The sequence below is a fragment of the Pseudomonas sp. HB05 genome (assembly GCF_016756915.1).
Lineage (GTDB): Bacteria > Pseudomonadota > Gammaproteobacteria > Pseudomonadales > Pseudomonadaceae > Aquipseudomonas > Aquipseudomonas alvandae.
In genome coordinates this window covers 40,080-62,260 of sequence record NZ_JAESPG010000026.1, presented here as the reverse complement: position 1 = coordinate 62,260, position 22,181 = coordinate 40,080, and the positions used below count along the sequence as shown (strand labels likewise).

Genomic DNA, 22,181 nt, shown 5'->3' with positions numbered 1-22,181 from the left:
CATGCAGACCCGAGCGAGCCGTTATGAGCTGATATTGCTGGGAAGCTTCATCGCCCTGTGGGCGTGGCTGGCCATCGCCCCGATGAAACGCAGCGACTGGCTGGCGGAGAACCTGCTGGTCGTCGCGCTGCTGGTGGTTCTGGTGGCGGTCCATCGCCGGTTCAGCTTCTCCCGGCTGTCCGCCTCGCTGGTGTTCGTGTTCCTCTGCATCCACGAGGTCGGTGCCCACTACACCTACGCCAAAGTCCCTTACAACGAATGGTGGCAGGCCCTGACCGGCGGCCCGGCGCTGGACCAACTCCTGGGTTTCCAGCGCAACCAGTTCGACCGGCTGGTGCACTTCAGCTATGGCCTGCTGCTGGCCTACCCGGTGCGCGAGGCGCTGTTGCGGGTCATCCCCGCCCGGGGATTCACCGGTTACTTCCTGGCTTGGAACCTGATCCTGTCGTCCTCGGCCATTTATGAGCTGATCGAATGGATCGGCGGCGCCTACATGGGCGGCGATACCGCCAAGGCATTCGTCGGCGCACAACAAGACCCGTGGGATTCGCAAAAGGACATGGCCCTGGCGGCATTGGCAGCGGGCGTGGCGTTGGTTGCAGCCGCCGGGGTCAATTATTTCCAACAGCGGGACTTTGCCTTGGAATGGGCCCGGCGCGGCAAAGCCAGCACATGAGGGTGATCGCCGGCAAAAAAATGGTGCAACTGGTCAGCAAATTTCTACTTTTATTAAGCTAATCAGACAGTCAGCCGATACAAGGTGAGTGCGGGGTATCTCGCGTTTAGCTGATGGCTTGTTTTTATGATTGAAGATGCTGGCAATGGCTCCACGGTGGCTTCCGGCGAGCGACCAACCCGAAGTTTCACCCGCCGCACCTTTCCGGCCATCATGCTGTTGCTGTTCATCATGTCTGCGCTGGCCATCGCGGTGCTGCTCAACATCACCCAGACCCAGGACGAACAGGCCCGTGAACAGAGCCTGTTCTTTGCCCAGCGGGCCATCGACGGCATGCGTACCGGCATCGGCCGCGACCTGAGCGATTACTCGAAATGGAGCGACGCCTACCGCCACCTGCACTTGGAAGTCGATAAAGACTGGGCCTATGACCAGGAAAACGTCGGCAGCAGCGTGTTCTCGCTTTATGGCTACCAGGCGGTGTTCGTCATTTCCCCTGCTGGCAAGACGGTTTACTCGGTGATCAATGGCGAAATGAGCGAAGTGGCCGCCGACACCTGGCTCACCGGCGACTTGCGGGCAATCGCCAAGAAGGCCAGGGCCGCGGAAAATCGTGACGAGGTGATCGTCGAACTGCTGCATCACGAGGACGCGCCGGCCTTCGTCGCCGTCTCGGCGATTACCACCGGCACCGACAATAGCGTGCGCGAGATTCCCGGCCCGTCCAGCCTGATGCTGTTTGTCAAAGTCCTCGACGCCGGTGCGCTGCAGAACCTGTCCCGGGACTTCGCCCTGCCCGGTGCGCATATCGCCCACACGCCCGGCCCGAAAGACACCGCCCAGGTATTGCTCGACAGCCTGACACGCGAAGCCTTGGCCTGGCACCCTGCTACCCCCGGCAAGGATTTGCGCAAGGTCCTGCTGCCCTTGCTCGGATTGGCGTTGTTGGTCCTCGCGATCATGGCCCTGGCGGTGTTGCGCCATGCGCTGATCATGCTCCGCGCCCAGGAGCGCCAGTACGTCAGTCTCCTGGCCCATCGCAAAGCGCTGGAACGCAGCGAAGAACGTTTCCGGGACATTGCCGAGGTATCGTCCGACTGGCTGTGGGAAGTCGACTCGAACGGAACATTGACCTATTTGTCCGAGCGCTTCGAACAGGTCACCGGGTTCAGCCCCTCCGAGTGGCTGGGCAAACCGCTGCACAGGCTGTTGCACCCTCACAACGGCTCGATCTCGATTGCCCATTGGCTGCTCGGCGGCGCCAACAGTGCATGCGCTACGCCGCTCCTGTGCGAATACACCGCGCGCAACCAACGCATACGCACCTGCAAGCTGTCGGTACGGGCCATCGAGGCCGGCGCGCAGGGCTTTCGCGGCACCGCCACCGATATCACCGAAGAGCTGCGGGCGCTGGCGCAGATCAAGCACCTCTCCCTGCACGACCCCCTCACCGGCCTGGCCAACCGCAACCGCTTGTTCGATTGCCTCAGCGAGCACCTGGACCAAGCGCACGGAACGCCGCTGGCGGTCCTGAACCTGGACATGGATAGATTCAAGCCGGTCAACGACTCCCTCGGCCATGCCGTGGGCGACAAGGTGCTGAAGGAAGTTGCCCATATCCTCCAGCAGAACGTGCGCGGCACTGACCTGGTGGCCCGCCTCGGTGGCGATGAATTTGTCATCGTCATGCCCAACCCGGGTGGCGCGAGCGATCTCGACCAACTGTGCGGGCGCCTGATCGAATGCATGCAGCGCCCGATGCACCTGGACGGCAATACGCTGTACCTGGGCATGAGTATCGGCGTCGCCTGGTCGCACCCCGCTGAACAGCGTGCCGAAGAGCTGTTGCGCCAGGCAGACATCGCCTTGTACGCGGCCAAGGCCGCCGGTCGCAATACCTGGCGCGTCTACGAAGAAGCCATGGGCAACGTGGCCCGCGACCGCCGACGCTATGAGCAGCAATTGCGCGATGCAATGCAACAAGACCAGCTTGAATTGCGCTACCTGCCGCGTTTCGACGTGAATGCCGAACAGTTGCATGGCTTCGAAGCCCAGGCCTTCTGGCACCATCCCGAGCGAGGTGAGCTGGGTGGCATCGATTTCATTCCGGTCGCCGAAGCGTCCGGTCAACTGGAAGAACTTGGCAGTTGGATGTTGATCCACGCCTGCGAAGAGGCAACGACCTGGCCCAACGCCCTGAACGTGTCCGTCGCGGTATCGCCGCGCTGGTTCAGCAGCAGTTTCCTCTTCAACCAGGTGCACAAAGCCCTGGAAACGAGCGGCCTGCCTGCCCAGCGCCTGACGCTGGAAGTGGCCGAAGGGGTGCTGCTGACCGATCACAAGACCCTTGCCAATACGTTGCATGCGCTCAAGGCCCTGGGTGTGCGGATCAATATCGACAAGTTCGGCACCAATATTGCGTCTCTACGGGAAGTCCTTGACCAGCCGTTCGATGGCATTCGCTTTGATCGCAATATCCTTGCACAGTTGGGCCTGGAGCATGATCAGGAGGGTGTGCTGGCGATGATTCGGTTGAGCCGCAGCGTCGGGCTGATGGTAACGGCCGAGGGTATCGAGAATGCGCTGCAGTTCAGTCAATTGCGCAGTGTGGCGTGTGATCAGGTGCAAGGGCCGTACTTCGGCGCGGCGTTGGCTCGCTCGGAAATGGCTTCGTTCTTTACCACGCCGCGGTGGCTTTAGCCTTCAGAAAGCTTTTTGTGGGAGCGAGCTTGCTCGCTCCCACAGGGGAAATGCGATCATCAAGTCGGCTCCCAGACCGCCGCGCAAGAACAACCTAGCCCCCCGGACTCTGTCGAAAACTCACCGCCAACCGATTCCAGCTATTGATAGTGCTGATCGCCATAGTCAGGTCCACCAGTTCCTCTTCACTAAAACTGCCACAGGCCAACGTATAGACGTCATCCGGCACCTGGCTCTCAGCCAACAGCGTGACGGCTTCAGTCCAGGCCAGCGCGGCCCGTTCGCGCTCGCTGAAAAAGCCACTGTCGCGCCACACCGCCACCGCAAACAGACGCCGCTCCGTCTCGCCCTGGCGGCGCGCATCCACCGAGTGCATGTCGGTACAAAAGGCGCAGCCGTTGAGTTGCGAGGCGCGGATCCTGATCAGGTTCAGCAATGCCGGCTCGATGCTCAGGCGACTGGTCAGCGCCTCCAGACCGATCATCGCCCGCATCGCCCCCGGGGATGCGCTGTAGTAATCGAGACGCGGGCTCATGGCGGGCTCCGTAGTGGTTGATAAATCCACGGTAAAACCTTGAGGCCACCCGCGACAGATCCAATCCGTCGATAAACGCCCACGCAACTTCTCTGCTCCGGCGCATTGCGGGTAATCTTGCGGCCTCGGCCCTTGCCGCAATCGATCATCCCAGGAGCCCGCAGGTATGGAACTTCATGTCGTCATCAACGGCCGCAAGGACCTGACGGGCCAGTTGTATCGACAATTGCGCAGCGCCATCGAAAGCGGTCGACTGGCCGCCGGCACGCAACTGCCGCCCAGTCGCCTGCTGGCCGAGCAGTTGGGCATATCGCGCAAGACCGTTTCCGACACCTACGCGCAACTGACCTACGAAAACCTCCTCACCGGCGTCATCGGCAAGGGCACCTATGTCAATGCGCGCCCGGCCAGCATCGTGCGCAAGCAAAGCCATCGCGAGCTCGCCGGCGCCGATGTGGTCGAGACCTGGCGCAACATGCCGGACTTGCTGCGCCATCCGCCACCCGAGAGCGCGCTGCGCTATGACTTCATCGGCGGCGCGACCGGCAAGGGCCAGTTTCCGCTGGATGACTGGCGTCGCTGCACCGCCCATGCCCTGCGCCAGATCGCCAATGCCAAGGGTTTCTACAGCCAGCCCGAGGGCTTGCCGGCGCTGCGCAACGCCATCGCCCGGCACATCGCGTTTTCCCGCGGGGTCAACTGCCAGGACGACGACGTGGTGGTGTGCAACGGGGCGCAACAGGCCCTTGATCTGATTTCCCGGGTACTGACCCGCCCCGGCAGCCTGGTCGCCATGGAAGACCCCGGCTATCCGCCGGCACGCCTGCTGTTCGGTTCCCATGGCGCGACGGTGGCCGGAGTGCCGGTGGATGAGCAAGGCATGTGCGTCGACTTGATTCCGGACGGCACACGGCTGATCTACGTGACGCCGTCACATCAATTCCCCTTGGGCATGCCCATGAGCCAGCCCCGGCGCGAGGCCCTGCTGGCGCGAGCCTATGAACTCGGGGCGATCATTATCGAAGACGACTATGACAGTGAGTTCCGCTATGAAGGCCGACCCGCCGACTCGTTGCAGAGCATGGACGAGCGCGGGATCGTGGCGTACGTAGGGACCTTTTCCAAGACCTTGCTGCCGGAACTGCGCCTCGGCTACGCGATCCTGCCACCGGCGATTCTCGAGGCGGTGATCCTGGCCAAGCGCCTTACCGACCAGCACACCTCCACCCTGCCCCAATGGGCGCTGGCGAAATTCATTGCCGAGGGCTGCCTGCTCAAGCACATCCGCCGCTGCCACGCGCTGTATGCCGGCCGGCGCGAGCGAATCCTGGCGCGCATGGGCGATGACCTGTCACCCTGGTTCGAGGCCGTGCCCACCACGGCGGGTTTCCATATGGCTGTGCTGTGCAAGGTACCGTTCGACCTGTCTTTGGTGATCGAATTGGCGAAGAAAGCCGAAGTCGGGCTCTACAGCCTCGACGGCTTCTTTAACGAGGCGCCGGTGCGTCCAGGCCTGATCCTGGGTTTTGGCGCCATTGAACTGCTCGACATCGATATCGCCCTGGACCGTCTGCGAGACATCCTGCAGCAGGTTGCCTGACCGATTGGACTGGGCGTTTATCCGCCCATTGGCTGTTTTAGCCTTGTCCCGTCGGGCCTATCCTGCTTGGGTGTGATCAGATCCCGTTCGACTTGATTCAGGAGCCAGGACAATGTCTCGCCAAGTGATCAACACCGTTCAAGTGCAGGCCGCCGCCGGGCGCTCGGAAGAGCTGGGCCGGCAGTTGCAGCAAATCGTCGAAACCCTGCGAGCCTTGCCAGGCTGCGACGCCTACATGGTCGACCGCTGCCCTGAAGACAATGAGCGCTGGAACGTCAGCGCCCGCTGGCGATCGGAAGCGGACATGCAGGCCCACTTCAACTGCCCCGAAGTGCAGGGCTTCATCAGCTTGCTGGAAAGCCGCCTGGCCCGAAGCGTGGACTTCAACAGCTTTCCGGTGATGTGAGTGAGCTCTTCTTTTGCGTGGCGAGGGAGCTTGCTCCCTCGCCACGGTGGTCTACCCATCTTTCAAAAAATTGGACGTTTGTCCCCAGTACCTTGGGGCTTAGGGTGAAGGCGAACTCACTCCACGCCACAAAGGTCCCCCCCCCATGAAAACCCTCTACCTGATCGCCGCCCTGAGCCTGCTTCCCATTGCCCCGCTCTACGCCCACGAAACCGGGCCGTCGGAGAAGGTCCAGGTGCTGCAAGAGAAGCTGCTGAAAAACCTGCCCGGCAAAAAGGCCATGATGCTGACCGTCGATTATGCGCCGGGCCAGTCGTCCATCGCCCACAAGCACGACGGCACCGCAATGGCCTACGTGCTCGAAGGCGCTATCACATCCCAGGTCAAGGGCGAACCCGCGATCACCTACAAGGCTGGCGAGTTCTGGTACGAAGCCGCCGGTTCCGAGCACCTGGTGTCGAAGAACGCCAGCGCCACCCAACCGGCCAAGCTGCTGGTGTTCATGGTGATGGGCGAGGATGAAGCGGTGTTGATTCCGCTCAAGAACTGACCTTCTTTAGTGGGCTCACAGCAGCAGATTTGTGGGAGCGGGCTTGCTCGCGAAAGCGGACGGTCAGTCAAAAACGATGCTGAACCTAATGACGCCTTCGCGAGCAAGCTCGCTCCCACAGGAGGTGAGCTGCGCGCTTTAGCTGCGGCGGGCATTGACCGCAGGTACCCACTCCCGCCAAGGCTGGGCCCTTTCCAGTTGGGCGGCCAGGGCGAGCAAGGTGCTTTCCTCGCCGAACCGGCCAGCGAAATGCGCCCCCACCGGCAGGCCGTTGGCGCTCCAGGCCAGCGGTACGGACATCGCCGGTTGCCCGCTGGCATTGAACAGCGCGGTGAATGGCGAATAACTGTGGACGCGCTCGATGAGCTGTTCGAGGCTCATGCAAACGTCGTGCACCTCCAACTCACCAATTAGCACTGGCTCCCGAGTCAGGACCGGGCTGAGGATTACATCGTAGTCCTGCATGAACATCGCGAACCGGCGACCCAAGGCATGGATCCATTCCACGGCGCCGGCATACTGCGCGCCACTGACGTTGCCCTTGTCCCGCAGGATGATCCGGGTGCGCACTTCCAGTTCCTCCGCCTGCACCGCAGCCCCACGCATCTGGCCCAGCACATCGACGTAATGCCGCGTGCTGGCGCCAATGATGGTGAAGACCTGGTCGAGAAATTCCGGCAACGCCACCGGCAGGTTCACCGGCTCGACGCGGTGCCCCAGGCTTTCACACAAGCGGGCGGCCTCGCCCACTGCCTGCAAGCTTGGCGCCGACGTGGCCCAGGGGCTGACGTGCTCGACCAGGGCGATGCGCAGCGGCTTAGGATCACGCTGCACGGCCGTCACATACGCCAGCGCCTGGACCGGCGCGGCATAGGGCGCGCCCAAGTCGATCCCGGCGGTAGCGTCCAGCAGCGCGGCGCTGTCGCGCACCGACAGGGTGATGGCGTGGGGCGTGCCCATACCGGCCCAACCCTCGCCAATCATCGGGCCCGACGGCAGCAGTCCACGGCTGGGCTTGAACCCGAACACGCCACAACACGACGCTGGCACCCGCAACGAACCGCCGCCATCGTTGCCATGGGCGAACGGCACCACCCTGGCCGCCACCAGCGCGGCCGCGCCACCGCTGGAACCGCCGGCGCTGCGCTCGGTATTCCACGGGTTGCGCGTAGCGCCAAAACGCACGGACTCGGTGGAATAGGAGGTGCCGAACTCCGGCGACGTGCTGGTGCCCATCACCTGACAGCCGGCCCGCCTCAACCGCGTGACCAATTCCGATTCAAAATCCGCGCGACAGTCCCCCAGCGAACGGGAACCATTGGTCATCGCCGCGCCCTGGACCGGCGAAAACAGATCCTTGATCAACGTTGGCACGCCAGCGAACAACCCTTGCCCGGCCTCAGGCGAACGCGCCGCCTCCCGTGCCGAATCGTACAGCCGCTCCGCCACTGCATTGAGTTGTGGTTCGACCCGTTCCAGGCGTTCGATGGCGGTCTCCAGCAGTTCGCCAGGCTGGACCTCACCGCGCCTGACCCACTCGGCCAGCCCGGTCGCATCTTCTATGTCCATCAATGAGTGAATGTCTTGCAGGCTCATGTTTCAGTTTCCTTGCTTCAGGACGATTGACGAGATTGGGCGATGCGCGCCTGGCCATTACCCCGTGCGCGCAAGCCGACAGCCACCCACAGCAGTGCAGCGGCAAGGCCGGCGAAGGCCAGCCATTGGATCGATTGACGCAAATCACCGGCATAGGCACCGACGAACGCCACCACCAACGGACTGATGAACTGGCCGATATAGAGGAACGAGGTGAACCCACCCAGGCCACGCCCACGGGTGCGGGCGGTCAGGGCATTCATGACGGGCGCCATCACGTTGGGCACCAGCAGCCCGGCTCCCAAGCCTTGGATGAACACCGCCAGCAGCACGGCGTTGTAGCTTTGCGCTCGCACCAACAGGCAGAGACCGAGCCCCATCAGTGCCAACAACAGCGCATTGCAACCGGCGATCCCGAAGCGCCGACGCAACAACGGCCAGCTCAAGGAACCGCCGAGGGTTGCCAGCAGGCTCAAGCCCGCCGACAGTCCGATCATTGTGCTGGACGTCACGCCCAGGCCGACCAGCAGCGTCGGCGCCTGGATCGGCATCACAAACGTCAGGACCATGCCCCACACGATCATCAGGTAGCCCACCAGCAATTGCCGAACCGCGACCTTGGTCGGCGCTGAATCGTCAGCCTGCGGCTCAGTGACCTGCCGCCTCGTCACGGGCGGTTCCCAGAGAATTTTCAGCATGGCGGGCACCAACAGCAACGGCAGCAGATACAGGAGAAACGGCGAGCGCCAGGAGTGTTCCCCCAGTGCCCCGCCGACGACAAAAAACAGCGCCCCGACCAGACCGATCGTCACCACCTGCCGGTTGACGTAGCGCAAGCGTTCCTCGCCGTGCCAATAGTCGGCAATCAACGTGGCGCAACAGGTCATCACCGCCGCCTCGGCACAGCCAAACAGCAACCGCGCGATGACAATGCCGTGCAGGTTGTCGAGCAGCGCGGGCAACGCGCCGAGCAGGGCGTAGAGCAACGTGGCGATCACCAGCAGCGCCTTGCGCCCGATCCGGTCGGCCAACCAGCCGGCAAGCGGCGCGCAAAGGGCAATCGCCAACGCCGGCCCGGTGATCGCCAACGGCACCAGCAGATCGGCGCGAGGCTCAAGGGGTCCGAACTCGGCGCCCAAGCGGGGAAGAATGGGCGTGACCATCACCGAACCCATGATCGTCAGGCTGCTGCCCAGCATCAGCACCCACCCTTCACGCCGGCCAACCGCCTGGCGCGGCGCAGCCGTTGAAACGGAACTTGATTGCTTCATGGCGAGCCCCTTAGAAACTGTGGGAAATGCGCAACGCGGTGGTGTAGCCTTCGGCGCGGTTTCGCGCATCGAACTCCTTGTACACATGCAGCCAGACCGGTGGCATGCCCGGCTTGAAATAGCCCACCGCAGGACCTGCCGCCATCACCCGTGCGCGATTGCCCGCTTCCAGGCCCGGGGCATCGTCGTCGGTGAACTGGCGGTAGTAGTAGCCGCCCACACCCAGCGTCCAGGGGCCGACATGCTGGCCCACGGCAAATTCGTGGCGGTACTCGACGCCGTTCTTGTAGTCGGTCGCGTGGTTGCGCGTGTTGACGTCGACCTCGAAGCTGGAAGACACCTCGAACCCCGTGTCAGAGAGATAGGTCGCGTTGAGAATCGGTGAAAACGTCCAATGATTGAGACCCGGCGAGATCAGCCGATCCTCGTCGTAATCACCGGTCGGCGCCTGGATCTGCAACTGGGCGTTGACGAACAGGTTCGGCGACAGCGTCCATTGCAGGATCATCGGCAATACTTGAATGTCCGCCAGGCGAAACGGATCGGCCTCCAGGTCCAGCGGACCGCCCGGGGTCTGCACCCGCATCGACGCGTCGATCTTGAAGAACGGCACCACCGCGCCATAGCCGTACTTGGCGCCAAGCACGGTGTAATCGGTCATGTGCAGGTAGGCGGCGGCGATGGACAGCACATCGAGGGAGAGGTTGTTGTCCTGCGCGCGGCCGTGGCGATCCTTTTGCACGTTGGCTGAATAGAACGCCGTGCGCAGCCCGACTGTCCCGAAGGGTGTGGCGGGCGGCATCATGCCGGCGCCGAAATCGTAGACCCCGATCGCGGTGGTCGGCGCGCCGTTTTCGGTGCCGTTGGCCACGGCGCTGGCGCCGATCAGTCCCAAGGCGAACCACGCAAGGCGCTGCTGATTGTTGTTTTTTTTCTGATTCATCGAATGCCCCATCCCATCTGTGTGGTGTTGGGGTCATCCTAGGGAGCGGGTGCGCCAGCCGTTATCCGTTTTCAGCACAGATGCGTGCGACGCAGGGTTTGCGAAGGGGTTTCGCCAAACAGGGTGCGATAGTCACTGGCGAATCGGCTCAGGTGCCAGAAGCCCCAGCGCGCCGCCACTTCTTGCACGCCTTGGGTGCCGAGGCGCAGTTCGCGGCGCACGGCATTGAGGCGCAGGGCACGCAAATAGGCCACTGGGTTGATGCCGAGGGTTTCCTGGAAGCAATACTGCAATTTGCGGCGGCTGGCACCGATGTGGTTGCACAGGTCCAGGATCGACAGCGGCTCGTCGACATGGGCCAGGGCATATTCCCGAGCCCGGTCGACCATGCGCTTGCGGGCCGTCGGGGGCAGCGGCGGTGCCTCGTCCGGCGCCACCAGTTCGAGGAAATGCAGCATCACCGTGTCGCGCAGGCCACGACGGATCGACTCGTGGCCCAACAATGACGCGCGTCCCTGCCCGCCCCCTTCCAGCTCATCGAACAAGGCGGCCAGTTCAGCCGGCAAGGTTGAATCGCCGAGACGGTAACACTTGGGAAGATCGGTAATTCGAAAGGCGCTGCCCTGGCGTTCCAGCAGGTGCTCCAACGCCTGCTCTTCGACCGCGACACCGAGCAGGTCCAGATGCTGCGGCGTACGCAGGTCCGGCAGGTTCCGGCCGCACGCGACCATCAGGCTGGGCTCGACAATCGGGTGTCCGGAACAGAACACCGGGCCGTCGGCGCTCAGCGGCACGCTGAAAGTGATCGCACCCTCCCACGCCATGCCACGCTTGGTCATGGCCTGGTTAGAGCGGTCGCGCACCAACTGCATCCACTCCGAGCGAAACTCGATCAGTTCGCCCTCGAAGTGTCCCGGCGTCAACTGGTCGTAGCTGACTTGCCATCCGCCCATGTTCCGCGCGTGTTCGTCGATGTCACCGGTGCGAAACCGATTGATCGGCTGCGTCGGCAGTGCATCCGCCATATCGTCGTTCATTAACCCGACCTTCGAGATTTCCAGGGTTCATGATCGAAGATCAGGCAAGTTCCATTCCGCCCGGCAGGCCGCTTGCTCGATTGTGCCGAAAACGGCTAATCAACTGCCGGCACCGCCGTGGGCCTCTTCGAAGAAATAGTCCTTCCAACTGCCGGCCTTGTTTTTCAGCACACCCAATTCCTGCAGCTTCTCGGCATAGATGTAGGTGCGTTGCGGCACGACGGTAAAGTCGATTTCCGGGTCGTTGACGATGCTCTCCACCAGGGGCAGCGGCAACTTGGATTGCTCGACCCGGATGTAGGTCTGGGCGGCAGCGGCCTTGTCAGCCTTGATGAGGGCTTGTGCTTCGACAAGCGCGTCATAGAACGCCTTGTAGGTCTTCGGATTTTCGTCGTGGAATTTTTCCGTGGTGTAGAGCACGTTGAACGTCGCCGGTCCGCCGAGCACGTCATAGGAACTGAGGACTTTGTGCACGTTGGGGCTCTGCAGCGCCTGGTACTGGAACGGCGGGCTGGAAAAGTGCGAATTGATTTCCGACTGGCCCGCGATCAGCGCGGCCGTGGCGTCCGGGTGCGGGAGGCTGACCGAGATGTCGTCGAATTTCTTGTAGTGGTCGTTGCCGAATGCCTTGGCCGTCTCGATCTGCAACGTGCGCGACTGGAACCCGACCCCGGCTGCCGGCACCGCGATCCGGTCCTTGTCGGTGAAGTCCTTGAGCGTCTTGATCGCCGGGTTGTTGGTCAGCAGGTAGTTGGGCATCGAGCCCAGCGAGGCGATGGCCTTGACGTTCTGCTTGCCCCGGGTCCGATCCCAGATCGTCAGCATCGGCGGCACCCCCGCCGACACCACGTCGAGGGCGCCGGTGAGCAGGGCCTCGTTCATGGCGGTCGCACCGGAAATGCTGTTCCAGTCCACCTTGATCTCTATGCCCTGGGCCTTGCCGTGTTTCTCGATGAGCTGCTGGTCGCGCACGACGTCGAGGATCAAATAACCGATGCCGAATTGCTGGGCGATGCTGATCTTGCCTTCCGCGTGGGCCAAGGGCCCCGTCAGCAAGCTTGCCGCCAAGGAAACAAGTAATACGGGACGCTTGAACACCATGACCGGGGCCTCTTGAGAATGAAGTCAGGCGCCGACTGTAAGGCTATAAAAAACAAAATTTAAATACCTATATAGCATATGCATATCACCCGCAGATGCACTGCGACCAACTTGACAATAGGCAGGCAGAGGATTAATCAGCCAGAGGCACCCGGCGCTGCGATGCGCACCGCCTCCCTTCTATTGCGCCAGAACCGAGCCGACGCGACCATGAACGAAATGACCCATGACATTCGCATCGCCGCCGAGCCGATGTCCCAACCTCGCGCGCTGGTCTTCCTCGCTTATCCGCAGATGGGACTGCTCGACCTGACTGGCGCCCAGACGGTTTTCTGGGCGGCCACCAAAGCCATGGCTGAACGCGGCCTGCCTGGTTATCGAATGCACACCGCGAGCCTGGACGGCGGGCTGATGCCCACCGCCGAAGGCCTGGTCGTTGCCACCTCTTCCCTGCGCGAGTTCGACGACGTCAGCGTCGACACGCTGATCGTGCCGGGCGCCCCGGACATCCGTCAGGCAATGATTGATTGTGTCGAGCTGGTGGACTGGCTGCGCGCCGCCTCGACCAAGGCCCGGCGCACGGCGTCGGTGTGCAGCGGGACTTTCCTCATGGCCCAGGCCGGTTTGCTGGATGGTCGCCGCGCCGCCACGCACTGGGCGATGTGCGAGATGCTCAAGAGCGGCTTCCCGTTGATCGAAGTCGATCTCGACGCCATTTTCATCCAGCAGGACAAAGTCTGGACCTCGGCGGGCGTCAGCGCTGGCATCGACATGGCCCTGGCGTTGGTCGAAGCCGACTGCGGCCGCGACGTTGCGCTGCAAGTGGCGCGGGAACTGGTGGTGTTTCTCAAGCGACCTGGTGGGCAAGCGCAGTTCAGCCAGTTGTTGTTGGCGCAGACCCAGGACAGCGCCGGGTTCGATGAATTGCACGGGTGGCTCGCCGATCACCTGGACGAGGCCGACCTGACCATCGAGCGACTGGCTCGCCAGGCGCGCATGAGTCCGCGCAACTTTGCCCGGGTCTACAAGCGCCAGACCGGAAGAACCCCAGCCAAGGCCGTCGAGATGTTCCGCCTGGAAGCCGCGCGAAGAATGCTGGAGGACTCCGAGCGCAACATCGACCAGATCGCCCGTACCTGCGGCTTTGGTGATGAAGAACGGATGCGCCATACGTTCCAGCGCCACCTGTCGATTTCACCCCGCGAGTACCGCAACCGTTTTTCCCGTTGAGGCGGATGGCGCCATCCCTTCACGCCACGCGTCGTGCTTGAAGGCGTGAGTCGGACACCTCGGCAAGAAACGCGCAGCACCGGGAGCGCAACCAACGCTCCCCCGGATCATTATGGGAAGCGCCGCGCCAGACCATCGTCAGTTCACGTTCTGGCAGCTGAAATGGCGCCGCCTCCGCCCGCAAGCCCGTCGCCATCGCCATGGCCCGGGCGACATAGTCCGGCACGATGGCGATCATGTCGCTGCCGGCCAGCAACCTCGGCAATGCGCTGAACTGTGGCACCGTCAGTACCACCCGCCGATGCCGACCCGCCAGGCTCAACGCCCGGTCCGAATCATCGATCACGTGCCCCATGGACGAAACCACCGCGTGGGGCCGGCGGCAGAACTCATCCAAGGACAATTCGCCGGGAAGCGAATCGGCCCGCAACAGCATGGGCCGGATCGGTCGCAAAGCCTTGCGCCGGGCGTTGGCCGGCAATTCCAGGGTGTGACTGATCCCGACGGTGATCTCGCCGCACGCCAGCAACTGGCACATCTGCCATTGATCGGCGCGGCGCACCACCAGCGTCGTGCCGGGCGCTTCGACACGCAGGCGGTGCAACAGGTCTGGGAGCAAGGCGTATTCGACGTCATCGGAAAGGCCGATGTGGAACGTGGCGTCGCTGGTGGCCGGGTCGAACGCCTGGCAGCGACTCAACGCGGCGGCGATTCCGTCCAGCGCCGGGGACAGGTTGGAAAAGATTTCCTCTGCCCGCGAGGTCGGCTCCATGACCCGGCCCGCGCGGATGAACAGGGGGTCATCGAACATCAGGCGCAAACGCGCCAGGGCGGCACTGATGGTCGGTTGACCGAGGAACAGTTTCTCGCTGACTCGGGTGACGTTTCGCTCGTGCATCATGGTTTCGAAGACAACCAGCAGATTGATGTCAGCACGACGCAGGTCATTTCTGTTCATCATGGTAGCCATTCCAGGCACAAGGCCAATGATTCAAGGAAAGTCGCACCCGGAACGTCTTGCAGGGCCGACGGCGGCAGAGTGCTTGAAGGTTACGCCAGGGCCCAGCGCGCGTCTGTTGTACCGGAGGACGCCCCACCCACGCTTTGGGTCGAGTCATCGATACCTGGGTATGTGGGGATGACTGCCAGGGTTGGCAGGATTTCAGGGTTTTATGTCCTACCCCAGGCCGAGGGCAACTTTTAAGATCAGGACCGATGCCCTGTTTCCTCCGTCGCCGGGGGTTGGATCAGCCAAAAAAAGGCCTGCAGCGTGCCCACACCCGCCATGATGTTCAAGAACGTCTACCAAAGCCTGCGGCACAACCCTTGTCCGAAGGCGTCGACGCCCTCGAGGGGCATCAGCACCCACCCGCTGGTCAATGCCCTGGGCTGGGCAGTCGGCTTGGTGGTGGCCTGTGGGATTGTCATCATCAACTCCGAAACCCATTCCGACCTGGCGCCGACGCTGCTCTACATCACCTTGCTGCTGATGGCGGCGAATCTTTTTTCCATCAACCTGGTGATCACTGTAGCCCTGATGTGCATGTTCCTGCTGACGGCGATGTTCCTGTACAACGGCGGCTATCACCGCTGGGACTCAACCACGGGTTTCTTTCGCTGCCTGACGGCCCTGTCGGCCATCGCGTTCCTGGCACTGCGCAGCAAGCAGGCCTCGGACAGCCTGCGGCATCACCAGGCGTACCTGATCGAGGCCCAGGCCCAACTGGCCCACGCCACCCGATTGACCTCCTTGGGCGAAATGGCCGCCTCCATCGCCCATGAAGTGAACCAGCCGCTGACGGCCATCACCAGCAGCGGCGAGGCCTGTCGCCGCTGGCTGGAACGCCCGGTTCCCGACCTCAAGGAAGCCCTCGACTCGCTGGACCGGATCGTCGCCAACGCCCGCCGTGCCAGCGAGGTCATCAATCGTACCCGGGCGATGGCCCGCAAATGCGACCCTCTGCGCCGGCCCGAGTGCCTGGAGCCGATCGTCAGGGAATCGCTGGACCTGGTGCGCCACCAGCTGGCCCAGCACAAAGTCAGCGTGAAGCTGGAACTCGCGACGACGCCCAGCCAGGTCAGCGTCGACCGGGTGCAGTTGCAGCAGGTGATCATCAACCTGATCAGCAATGCGTGCCACGCCATGGAGACGGTCCAGGTGCGGGAGCGGATCCTTTTTGTGCGCACCTGGACCCAGGGCCAAGAGGTGCTGCTGGAGGTGGCGGACCAAGGCATCGGCATTCCCGCCGAGGCGCTGCCGTCATTGTTCAATCCCTTTTTCACCACCAAGGCAAACGGCTTGGGCATCGGCCTGTCCATCTGCCGCTCCATCATCGACTTCCATGACGGCAGGATCTGGGCCACCAGCGAGGCAGGCCGAGGCACTTCCTTCAGGTTTTCGCTGCCATTGATTTCCAACGCCTGACTTGTCACGGAAGCCGCCCATGAACCCAAGCCACGCCACTCACCCTGCCCCCGCGCAGGACCCCATCGTCTACGTGGTCGATGACGATGCCTCGCTGCGCGACGCCCTTCGCAGCCTGCTGCGTTCCATTGGCCTGCGTGTCGAGCTGTTCGACTCGGTGGCGGAGTTCATGGGCCATCCGCGTCTCGACACGCCCAGTTGCCTGTTGCTCGACGTGCGCCTGCGCGGCACCAGCGGGCTGGATTTCCAGCAACAGTTGGCGAGCGCCGACATTCATTTGCCGATCGTATTCATGACCGGCTATGGCGACATCGCCATGACGGTACGGGCGATGAAGGCCGGCGCGGTGGATTTCCTGACCAAGCCGTTTCGCGAACAGGACCTGATCGATGCGGTGTCCCTCGCCCACCAGCGTGACCGGCTGCGCCGGGAAACCGAGCGCAACCAGCAAGCGCTCCATGAACGCCACGCCACCCTCACCGTCCGGGAACGCCAGGTGATGCAACTGGCCGCGTCGGGGCTGATGAACAAGCAGATCGCCGGGCAGATCGGCTTGAGCGAGATCACCGTCAAGATCCACCGTGGCCAGGCCATGCGCAAAATGGGCGCGCGTTCATTTGCCGACCTGGTGCGCATGGCCCAGGCCCTGGAACCTGTCGGCGACCGTTGAACGTTCATACCCACGTATACTAGCCGCGGCTTTTGGACAGCGTATCGTGCAGTGACTAGGTCGCCTTCATGGCCACCTGACATTACTGCCAGGTTTCGAAATGTCCGACACCGCAATTGTTTCAGTTATCGATGACGATGAATCGGTTCGAGTTGCATTGGATGGTTTGCTGCGCTCCCACGGTTATCACGTCAAGACTTACCCCAGCGCCGTGGATTTCTTGTCTTCGGCTGGATTTGAAAATACGGCGTGCTTGCTGTCGGACATTCAAATGCCGGGGATGACCGGAATCCAACTGTGCGATGAACTCTGTGCCCGCGGCATCGAGATTCCGCTTATCTTCATCACGGGCTTGCCCGCTGTGCCGCCGCTGGCCAGGCCGGGTTCCTGCGGTCCGGTGGCGGTGTTTCCGAAGCCGTTCGATTGTGGGGAGTTGATGGCTTGTATTGAATCGGTGATGCAAGGGTTGGCGTGAGGACCTGCCTTTGTGGGAGCGAGCTTGCTCGCGAAGAGGCCGGCACATCCAACATCTCTATCGGCTGTAAAACCGCCATCGCGAGCAAGCTCGCTCCCACATTTGGATTTTTTGTAGCCAAAGCAGAGATGTACACAACAGCCCTTTGTGGGAGCGGGCTTGCTCGCGAAGAGACCAGTGCGTGCAACTAAAAATCCACGGTAGCCGAAACCAGATAAGTCCGAGGCGTCGCCAAGGTCAGCCCCGGTTCACTGTCATCCGAAGCCCCCGCCGAACTCCAATATCGCTTGTCCGCAACGTTCTCGATATTCGCCCGCAAGGTGATCTTCTTCTCATCCACCTTGAAGGCATACCGCGCCCCAACGTCGAAACGCTCCCAGGAATCGATCTCCTTGGTATTGGATGGGTCCAGGTACTGCGAACTGGAATAGATCCCTCGGCTGGTCAGGGTCAACCCCTGCACCGTCGGCACATCCCACTCCGCGCCGAGGTTGACGTTGTACTCCGGCGTCGCCGGCGCCCGGTTGCCGTCGAAGGCGGGGTTGGTGGTGTCGGTCAGTTCGCTGTCGATATACATCACGCCGCCAAGCAGGCGCACGCCTTTGAGCGGTTCGCCGAACACGCTCAGTTCCACGCCGGTGTTCTCACGCTTGCCGTTCGGGCCGAAGTCATTGGTCGTGGCGTCCGTGGCATAGGCCGGCTGTTTGATGCGAAACACCGCGGCGGTGACGGCGAGCGCGCCGGCATCGTACTTGGCGCCGAGTTCGACCTGGCGGCTGATGAACGGCGGGAAGATCTCGTCACGGTTATCGGCTGACGTCGGCGCGATCTTGCCCTGGCTCAGGCCTTCCATGTAATTGGCATAAAGGGACAATCTGTCGGTCGCCTTGAACAGGATCCCACCCGATGGCGAGATTTTTTCTTCGTCGTAGGCCGTGCGGCCTTTGATGCCATCGGACCAGTCGTCCACCTCCACGCGCTGCCAGCGGGCGCCGAGGGTCAGCAGCAGGCGGTCATCGAAGAAACCCAGAGTGTCGGACAGCGCGACGCCGCTGAAGTGGTTCTCGGTATAGACCTTCGGATCGGGACGTGTGGGGACGTTTGGCGTCGGTGTCTGCACCGGGTTGTACAGGTTGCTTCGGCCATTGGCGTAACGGGCGCCGCCGTTTTCGAAATCCATGTAGAAATAGCTGGCGGCCAGGTTGAGCTCATGGCTCACCGGCCCGGTGTGGAACCAGTTGCGCACGCCAGCGTTGGCGGTGCGGACATTCTCATCGCGGGTAAAGTCGCGAGGCGACACGGTGAAGTCGCCAGCGGCGTTGCTGACCAACACGTTGTGCCGCAGGAAATCATGATTGCTTTTTCGGGCTCCCGCGCCGCCGTAGAGCATGACGGAATCGTTGACGTCGAACTCGGCATTCACCGCGCCGAAGGTGTCTTCGGTACGCGCCTTGGTCCAGTGCTGGGCGTAGTTGCGACGCACGTCGCTGGCGTGAGGAATCGGCGCCGCGGCCGCCACTTGGACGCGCTCCTGGGGCGCATCGGTATCACGTTCGGTGTGGCCGATGTCGGTCGAAAGGCGCAAGCGCTCACCACGGAAATCCAGGCCCAGCACCGCCATCTCGCGATCGACGCTTTGATGATCCCAGTCGGTATCGCCGGACTGTTTCACCCCGTTGAAACGGACACCGAACTGGTTGTCCTCGCCGAAACGACGACCAACGTCCACGGCAGCGCCGGGTTGGCTGTCGGAGGCGTAGCTGCCCGTGATAGAGGTGATCGGCTGGTCGGTGGCGCGCTTGGGCACCACGTTGATCCCACCGCCGACGCTGCCACGCGGCGAGATTCCGTTGATGAGCTGGGTCGGCCCCTTGAGGATGTCGACGCGATCGGCCATTTCCATGTCGATCGTGTAGGTCGGCAAGATGCCGTAGAGGCCGTTGTAGGCGACGTCGCTGTTGAACAGGCTCAACCCACGGATGGTGAATTGTTCATAGCGGCCACCCGCCGGGTTGGTGGCGCGCACCGAAGGGTCGCTGGCGACCAAGTCGCCCAAGGTCCGGGCCTGCAAGTTCTTCACCGTCTCGCCGGTGTAGGTGGTCATGCTGAACGGCGTTTCCATGAAGTCCCGCGAACCGAGCAACCCCTGTGAACCACGACGGGCGACCTGACCGCCGGCGTAGGGTTCGTCGCTCGCCGAACCGCTGGTGCCGAGAATCGAGGTAGGAGCCAGTTGCAGGCTGCTGCCTTCGGGCGCCGGGACCAGGATGTAGGCCTGCTCCCCGACGGCCTGCAATTGCAGGCCAGAACCTTGCAGCAACCGCGCAAAGCCCTCCTGCACGGCAAAATCGCCAGCAAGCCCGGCGCTGTCGCGACCGCTGACCAGGGCTGGATCCACCGACAGGTTGACCCCCGCCAACCCGGCGAAACGAGTCAAAGCAGCACCGAGGCTGCCGGCCGGCACCTGATAGCTGCGCCGGGCGCTTTCTTCTGCCTGGCTGGGCGAGATGAATAACGGACTGGTACTCAGGCTCAGCAGCAAGCCCAGCTTCAACAAGGGATGGCCCAACAGCGGACGCCAGCCAGCAACGGCCGGGCGCAAGTGCAAAGGTGTGACTGCGGACATGGGAGAACGCTCTCGTTTTCTGTTCAGTTGCCAGGAATGACAAGCGAGACAAAAAAAGGGGACAGGCTTCAGGCGATGTTTTTTCGCCGCATCAAGGTGACCCAGTAGCGGGTGCGCATCTGCACCTCCAGGGGCAGGCTGGCCGAAAGCAACGCGAGAATGCGATCGGTGTTGTCCAGGCGGAAGCTGCCGGTGACACGAAGCGATTCCAGGGTTTCGTCCCAGCGCAACACGCCCGGACGATAACGGTCCAGTTCACGGAGGAAATCCCCAAGGGGCTGGTCTTGCGCCACGAGCAAACCCTCACGCCAACCCAACTGTGCGACGTCGAACCTGTCGACTGGCCCCGCGCCAGAGGCTTGCAGGTCGATTTGCTGCCCCGCTTCCAGCGTCACCGCTGGGCCGCGTAACGGTTGTAGCAATACCGAGCCGCTGAGCACCGAGGCATGACAGCTGCGCTCATCCAGGCGGATACACGCTTCGCTTCGATCGATCGTGATGACGCCGTACGGCCCTTGCACCGCCAAAGGCGTGGTTCCGCTGACCCTGAGGGAAATCTCTCCGCGCACCAGCACCAGGCGACGGGCCTTGAGGTCCAGGTCCACGGCGCTGTCGGTGTTCAACTGCAAGCTGCTGCCATCGGCCAAGGTCCAACGGCGTTGCTCACCGGTGGCGGTGTGCAGGTCGGCGCGCCAGACGTCCAGTGGCAATTCGCGGCCCAACAGCCAGGCCGTTGGCACCAGGGCGGCGACGCCCAGTGCGCGCTTGAGCACGGCGCGGCGGGCCAGCGCCGGACGATCAAGGGTGGCCATGCCCAACGAAGGCGGCACCCCGGCGAATCGCTGGCGCAGTTGCTGGGCTTTCTGCCACGCGGCCTCGTGCTCCGCGTTGCTGTCGCGCCAGCGTTGCAGCGCGACGTGGTCGACGCCCTCCTCGCCGGATTCGATCATCGCCAGCCACCGGGCTGCCGCACGGGCCACTTCGCGGGCCTCGGGCGTCGGCGCCTGGCGAGTCAAAGGTCCACCAGCAGGCAATGCTCATAAGCCTGGGCCATGTAGCGCTTGACGGTGCGCTCGGACACCTGCAGGCGCTCGGCGATGTCCCGGTAGCCCAGCCCTTCGAGCTGGCTCCACAGGAATGCCCTGCGCACCAGCGGCGGCAGGCCGTCGAGCAGTTCATCCAGGGCGTGCAGGGTTTCGAGCAGCAGCCAACGTTGTTCCGGCGACGGTGCACAGGCTTCAGGCAGGTTCGCCAACGCGTCGAGATAGGCTTGTTCCAGGTTGCGGCGGGTATAGAAGTTGCTCAACAGCCGCTTCCCCACCGTCAGCAGGTACGCGCGCGGCTCTTGCAGGTCGGCCAATGGCTGGGCACTGGACAACACACGCAGGAACGTATCCTGGCGCAGGTCGGCGGCATCCCAGGCGTTTCCCATGCGACGCCGCAGCCAACCTTCGAGCCATCCGCCGTGATCGCGGTATAACGCATGCAGGGCGTGCTCCGCCGGCTTTGCTGCATCAAGCATGTGAGGAAGCCCTGGACTAGAATGTCGTGAATGAGACTGATTCTAATTAATATCCGCGGGCTATTCCAAGGCTTTAATACGGGAATGTATGAAACCGGCGCCCTGGATCACCAGGGCGCCGCCGATCTCAATGGCTGGCGTGGAGTGTCTTCGGCACTTCAGGCATGGCCGACGAGTGATGGTTGATGATCTTCCATTGCCCGTCGAGTCGCTCGTAGAGGAAGGTGTAGCGCGCCTGGACTTCGCGCTTGGTACCGTCCGCCTGGGTCAGGGTGAAGGTATAGACTCCGCTGTCCATCGCAGCGTCCGGCCCAAGGTGACGGATTTCCCGGTAATTGATCACGCCCACCGGCTTGCCGGTCAGGAAGTGCGCAAAGTAATCCTGGATCTGCTCAGGTGTGCTGCGCACCTTGTTGGACACAGTCGGTTGCAATATCGCGTCCGGCGCGTAGAGCGCTGTCACGGCACTGGCGCTGCCGGTTTGCAGTGCCGCGTTCCAACGGTCGAACAACCCGGCAATCTCCCGGTCGGTTTGCTTCTGCGGTTGCTCGGCGACGGTGCGGTATACGAACGGCACTGTTTCCACGGCCTGGACAAATGGCGCGGCCAGCAGGAAAAAAGCGGCGATGGCACAGGTTTTCATTTTCATCGTTGTGGTCCTTTGGGTTTCAATGGCCCCACTTTGCCGATTCACCCGGCGCTCGCCATCGGCCAACCGGTGCTGATCGCCTATGCCATTCGGCAGATAGGCTGAGTGCCGATCGCAAGGTCTAATGACGCCATCCGAACCAGGCCACTTCCCGTCCATGCTGGAGTTT

General features: G+C 62.7%; 20 protein-coding genes. 9 read left to right on the top strand and 11 right to left on the bottom strand.

Annotated elements, in window-relative coordinates:
- The first annotated feature begins 1 nt into the window (after position 1).
- Both JMN22_RS21055 and JMN22_RS21050 read left to right on the top strand, forming a co-directional pair.
- On the top strand, positions 2 to 676 hold the full coding sequence (locus tag JMN22_RS21055; protein WP_030140704.1) for a DUF2238 domain-containing protein: 675 nt from the start codon (positions 2 to 4) through the stop codon (positions 674 to 676).
- Between the two features lie 126 nt (positions 677 to 802).
- Positions 803 to 3,376 carry a bifunctional diguanylate cyclase/phosphodiesterase gene (locus JMN22_RS21050; protein WP_030140703.1) on the top strand — a complete coding sequence of 858 codons (2,574 nt, stop codon included), beginning with the start codon at positions 803 to 805 and terminating at the stop codon, positions 3,374 to 3,376.
- A 94-nt stretch (positions 3,377 to 3,470) separates the two neighbouring features.
- On the opposite strand, the gene JMN22_RS21045 is transcribed toward JMN22_RS21050, so the two are convergent.
- Entirely contained in the window at positions 3,471 to 3,911 is a 441-nt protein-coding gene (locus JMN22_RS21045) for a carboxymuconolactone decarboxylase family protein (RefSeq protein ID WP_198796426.1), read from the bottom strand.
- Positions 3,912 to 4,077: 166 nt separating this feature from the next.
- Between JMN22_RS21045 and pdxR the strand changes: the two genes are divergently transcribed.
- The 3 genes from pdxR to JMN22_RS21030 all read left to right on the top strand — a co-directional run bounded on the left by pdxR (position 4,078) and on the right by JMN22_RS21030 (position 6,467).
- Complete coding sequence (pdxR, locus tag JMN22_RS21040; protein WP_198796425.1) at positions 4,078 to 5,511, top strand: MocR-like pyridoxine biosynthesis transcription factor PdxR; 1,434 nt, start codon at positions 4,078 to 4,080, stop codon at positions 5,509 to 5,511.
- Between the two features lie 112 nt (positions 5,512 to 5,623).
- Positions 5,624 to 5,917 carry a putative quinol monooxygenase gene (locus JMN22_RS21035; RefSeq protein WP_030140700.1) on the top strand — a complete coding sequence of 98 codons (294 nt, stop codon included), beginning with the start codon at positions 5,624 to 5,626 and terminating at the stop codon, positions 5,915 to 5,917.
- Between the two features lie 145 nt (positions 5,918 to 6,062).
- A complete protein-coding gene (locus JMN22_RS21030; RefSeq protein WP_030140699.1) occupies positions 6,063 to 6,467 on the top strand; it encodes a cupin domain-containing protein in 405 nt (134 codons plus the stop codon).
- Between the two features lie 138 nt (positions 6,468 to 6,605).
- Here the strand turns inward: JMN22_RS21030 and JMN22_RS21025 are convergent, their stop codons facing one another.
- From JMN22_RS21025 to JMN22_RS21005, 5 genes are all read right to left on the bottom strand, one after another.
- A complete protein-coding gene (locus JMN22_RS21025; protein ID WP_198796424.1) occupies positions 6,606 to 8,063 on the bottom strand; it encodes an amidase in 1,458 nt (485 codons plus the stop codon).
- Between the two features lie 17 nt (positions 8,064 to 8,080).
- Entirely contained in the window at positions 8,081 to 9,334 is a 1,254-nt protein-coding gene (locus tag JMN22_RS21020; protein WP_030140697.1) for an MFS transporter, read from the bottom strand.
- Between the two features lie 10 nt (positions 9,335 to 9,344).
- On the bottom strand, positions 9,345 to 10,277 hold the full coding sequence (locus tag JMN22_RS21015) for a SphA family protein (protein WP_030140696.1): 933 nt from the start codon (positions 10,275 to 10,277) through the stop codon (positions 9,345 to 9,347).
- A 71-nt stretch (positions 10,278 to 10,348) separates the two neighbouring features.
- Complete coding sequence (locus JMN22_RS21010; RefSeq protein ID WP_198796423.1) at positions 10,349 to 11,314, bottom strand: helix-turn-helix domain-containing protein; 966 nt, start codon at positions 11,312 to 11,314, stop codon at positions 10,349 to 10,351.
- 99 nt (positions 11,315 to 11,413) lie between these two features.
- Complete coding sequence (locus JMN22_RS21005) at positions 11,414 to 12,415, bottom strand: ABC transporter substrate-binding protein (RefSeq protein WP_198796422.1); 1,002 nt, start codon at positions 12,413 to 12,415, stop codon at positions 11,414 to 11,416.
- Between the two features lie 210 nt (positions 12,416 to 12,625).
- Here JMN22_RS21005 and JMN22_RS21000 point away from each other — a divergent pair, with 210 nt between their 5' ends.
- Entirely contained in the window at positions 12,626 to 13,645 is a 1,020-nt protein-coding gene (locus JMN22_RS21000; RefSeq protein WP_033864542.1) for a GlxA family transcriptional regulator, read from the top strand.
- A gap of 19 nt (positions 13,646 to 13,664) precedes the next feature.
- On the opposite strand, the gene JMN22_RS20995 is transcribed toward JMN22_RS21000, so the two are convergent.
- Positions 13,665 to 14,606, bottom strand: coding sequence for a LysR family transcriptional regulator (locus tag JMN22_RS20995; protein ID WP_272929151.1), 942 nt, complete (start codon positions 14,604 to 14,606; stop codon positions 13,665 to 13,667).
- 309 nt (positions 14,607 to 14,915) lie between these two features.
- Here JMN22_RS20995 and JMN22_RS20990 point away from each other — a divergent pair, with 309 nt between their 5' ends.
- From JMN22_RS20990 to JMN22_RS20980, 3 genes are all read left to right on the top strand, one after another.
- Positions 14,916 to 16,070 (top strand): sensor histidine kinase, encoded by a 1,155-nt coding sequence (locus JMN22_RS20990; protein ID WP_030140691.1) that lies wholly within the window; start codon positions 14,916 to 14,918, stop codon positions 16,068 to 16,070.
- Positions 16,071 to 16,089: 19 nt separating this feature from the next.
- Positions 16,090 to 16,740, top strand: a complete 651-nt coding sequence (locus tag JMN22_RS20985) for a response regulator transcription factor (protein ID WP_198796421.1) — start codon at positions 16,090 to 16,092, stop codon at positions 16,738 to 16,740.
- A gap of 100 nt (positions 16,741 to 16,840) precedes the next feature.
- Positions 16,841 to 17,215: a response regulator transcription factor gene (locus JMN22_RS20980; RefSeq protein ID WP_198796420.1), complete on the top strand. Its 375-nt coding sequence runs from the start codon at positions 16,841 to 16,843 to the stop codon at positions 17,213 to 17,215.
- A 187-nt stretch (positions 17,216 to 17,402) separates the two neighbouring features.
- Here JMN22_RS20980 and JMN22_RS20975 read toward each other — a convergent pair whose 3' ends face one another.
- From JMN22_RS20975 to JMN22_RS20960, 4 genes are all read right to left on the bottom strand, one after another.
- Positions 17,403 to 19,841, bottom strand: a complete 2,439-nt coding sequence (locus JMN22_RS20975; protein ID WP_198796419.1) for a TonB-dependent receptor — start codon at positions 19,839 to 19,841, stop codon at positions 17,403 to 17,405.
- Positions 19,842 to 19,909: 68 nt separating this feature from the next.
- Entirely contained in the window at positions 19,910 to 20,857 is a 948-nt protein-coding gene (locus tag JMN22_RS20970; protein WP_198796418.1) for a FecR domain-containing protein, read from the bottom strand.
- Positions 20,854 to 21,363, bottom strand: a complete 510-nt coding sequence (locus tag JMN22_RS20965; RefSeq protein ID WP_030140686.1) for a sigma-70 family RNA polymerase sigma factor — start codon at positions 21,361 to 21,363, stop codon at positions 20,854 to 20,856. Before JMN22_RS20965 ends, JMN22_RS20970 begins: the two co-directional genes overlap by 4 nt.
- 127 nt (positions 21,364 to 21,490) lie before the next feature.
- Positions 21,491 to 22,012, bottom strand: coding sequence for an SgcJ/EcaC family oxidoreductase (locus tag JMN22_RS20960; protein WP_030140685.1), 522 nt, complete (start codon positions 22,010 to 22,012; stop codon positions 21,491 to 21,493).
- Positions 22,013 to 22,181: the final 169 nt, after the last annotated feature.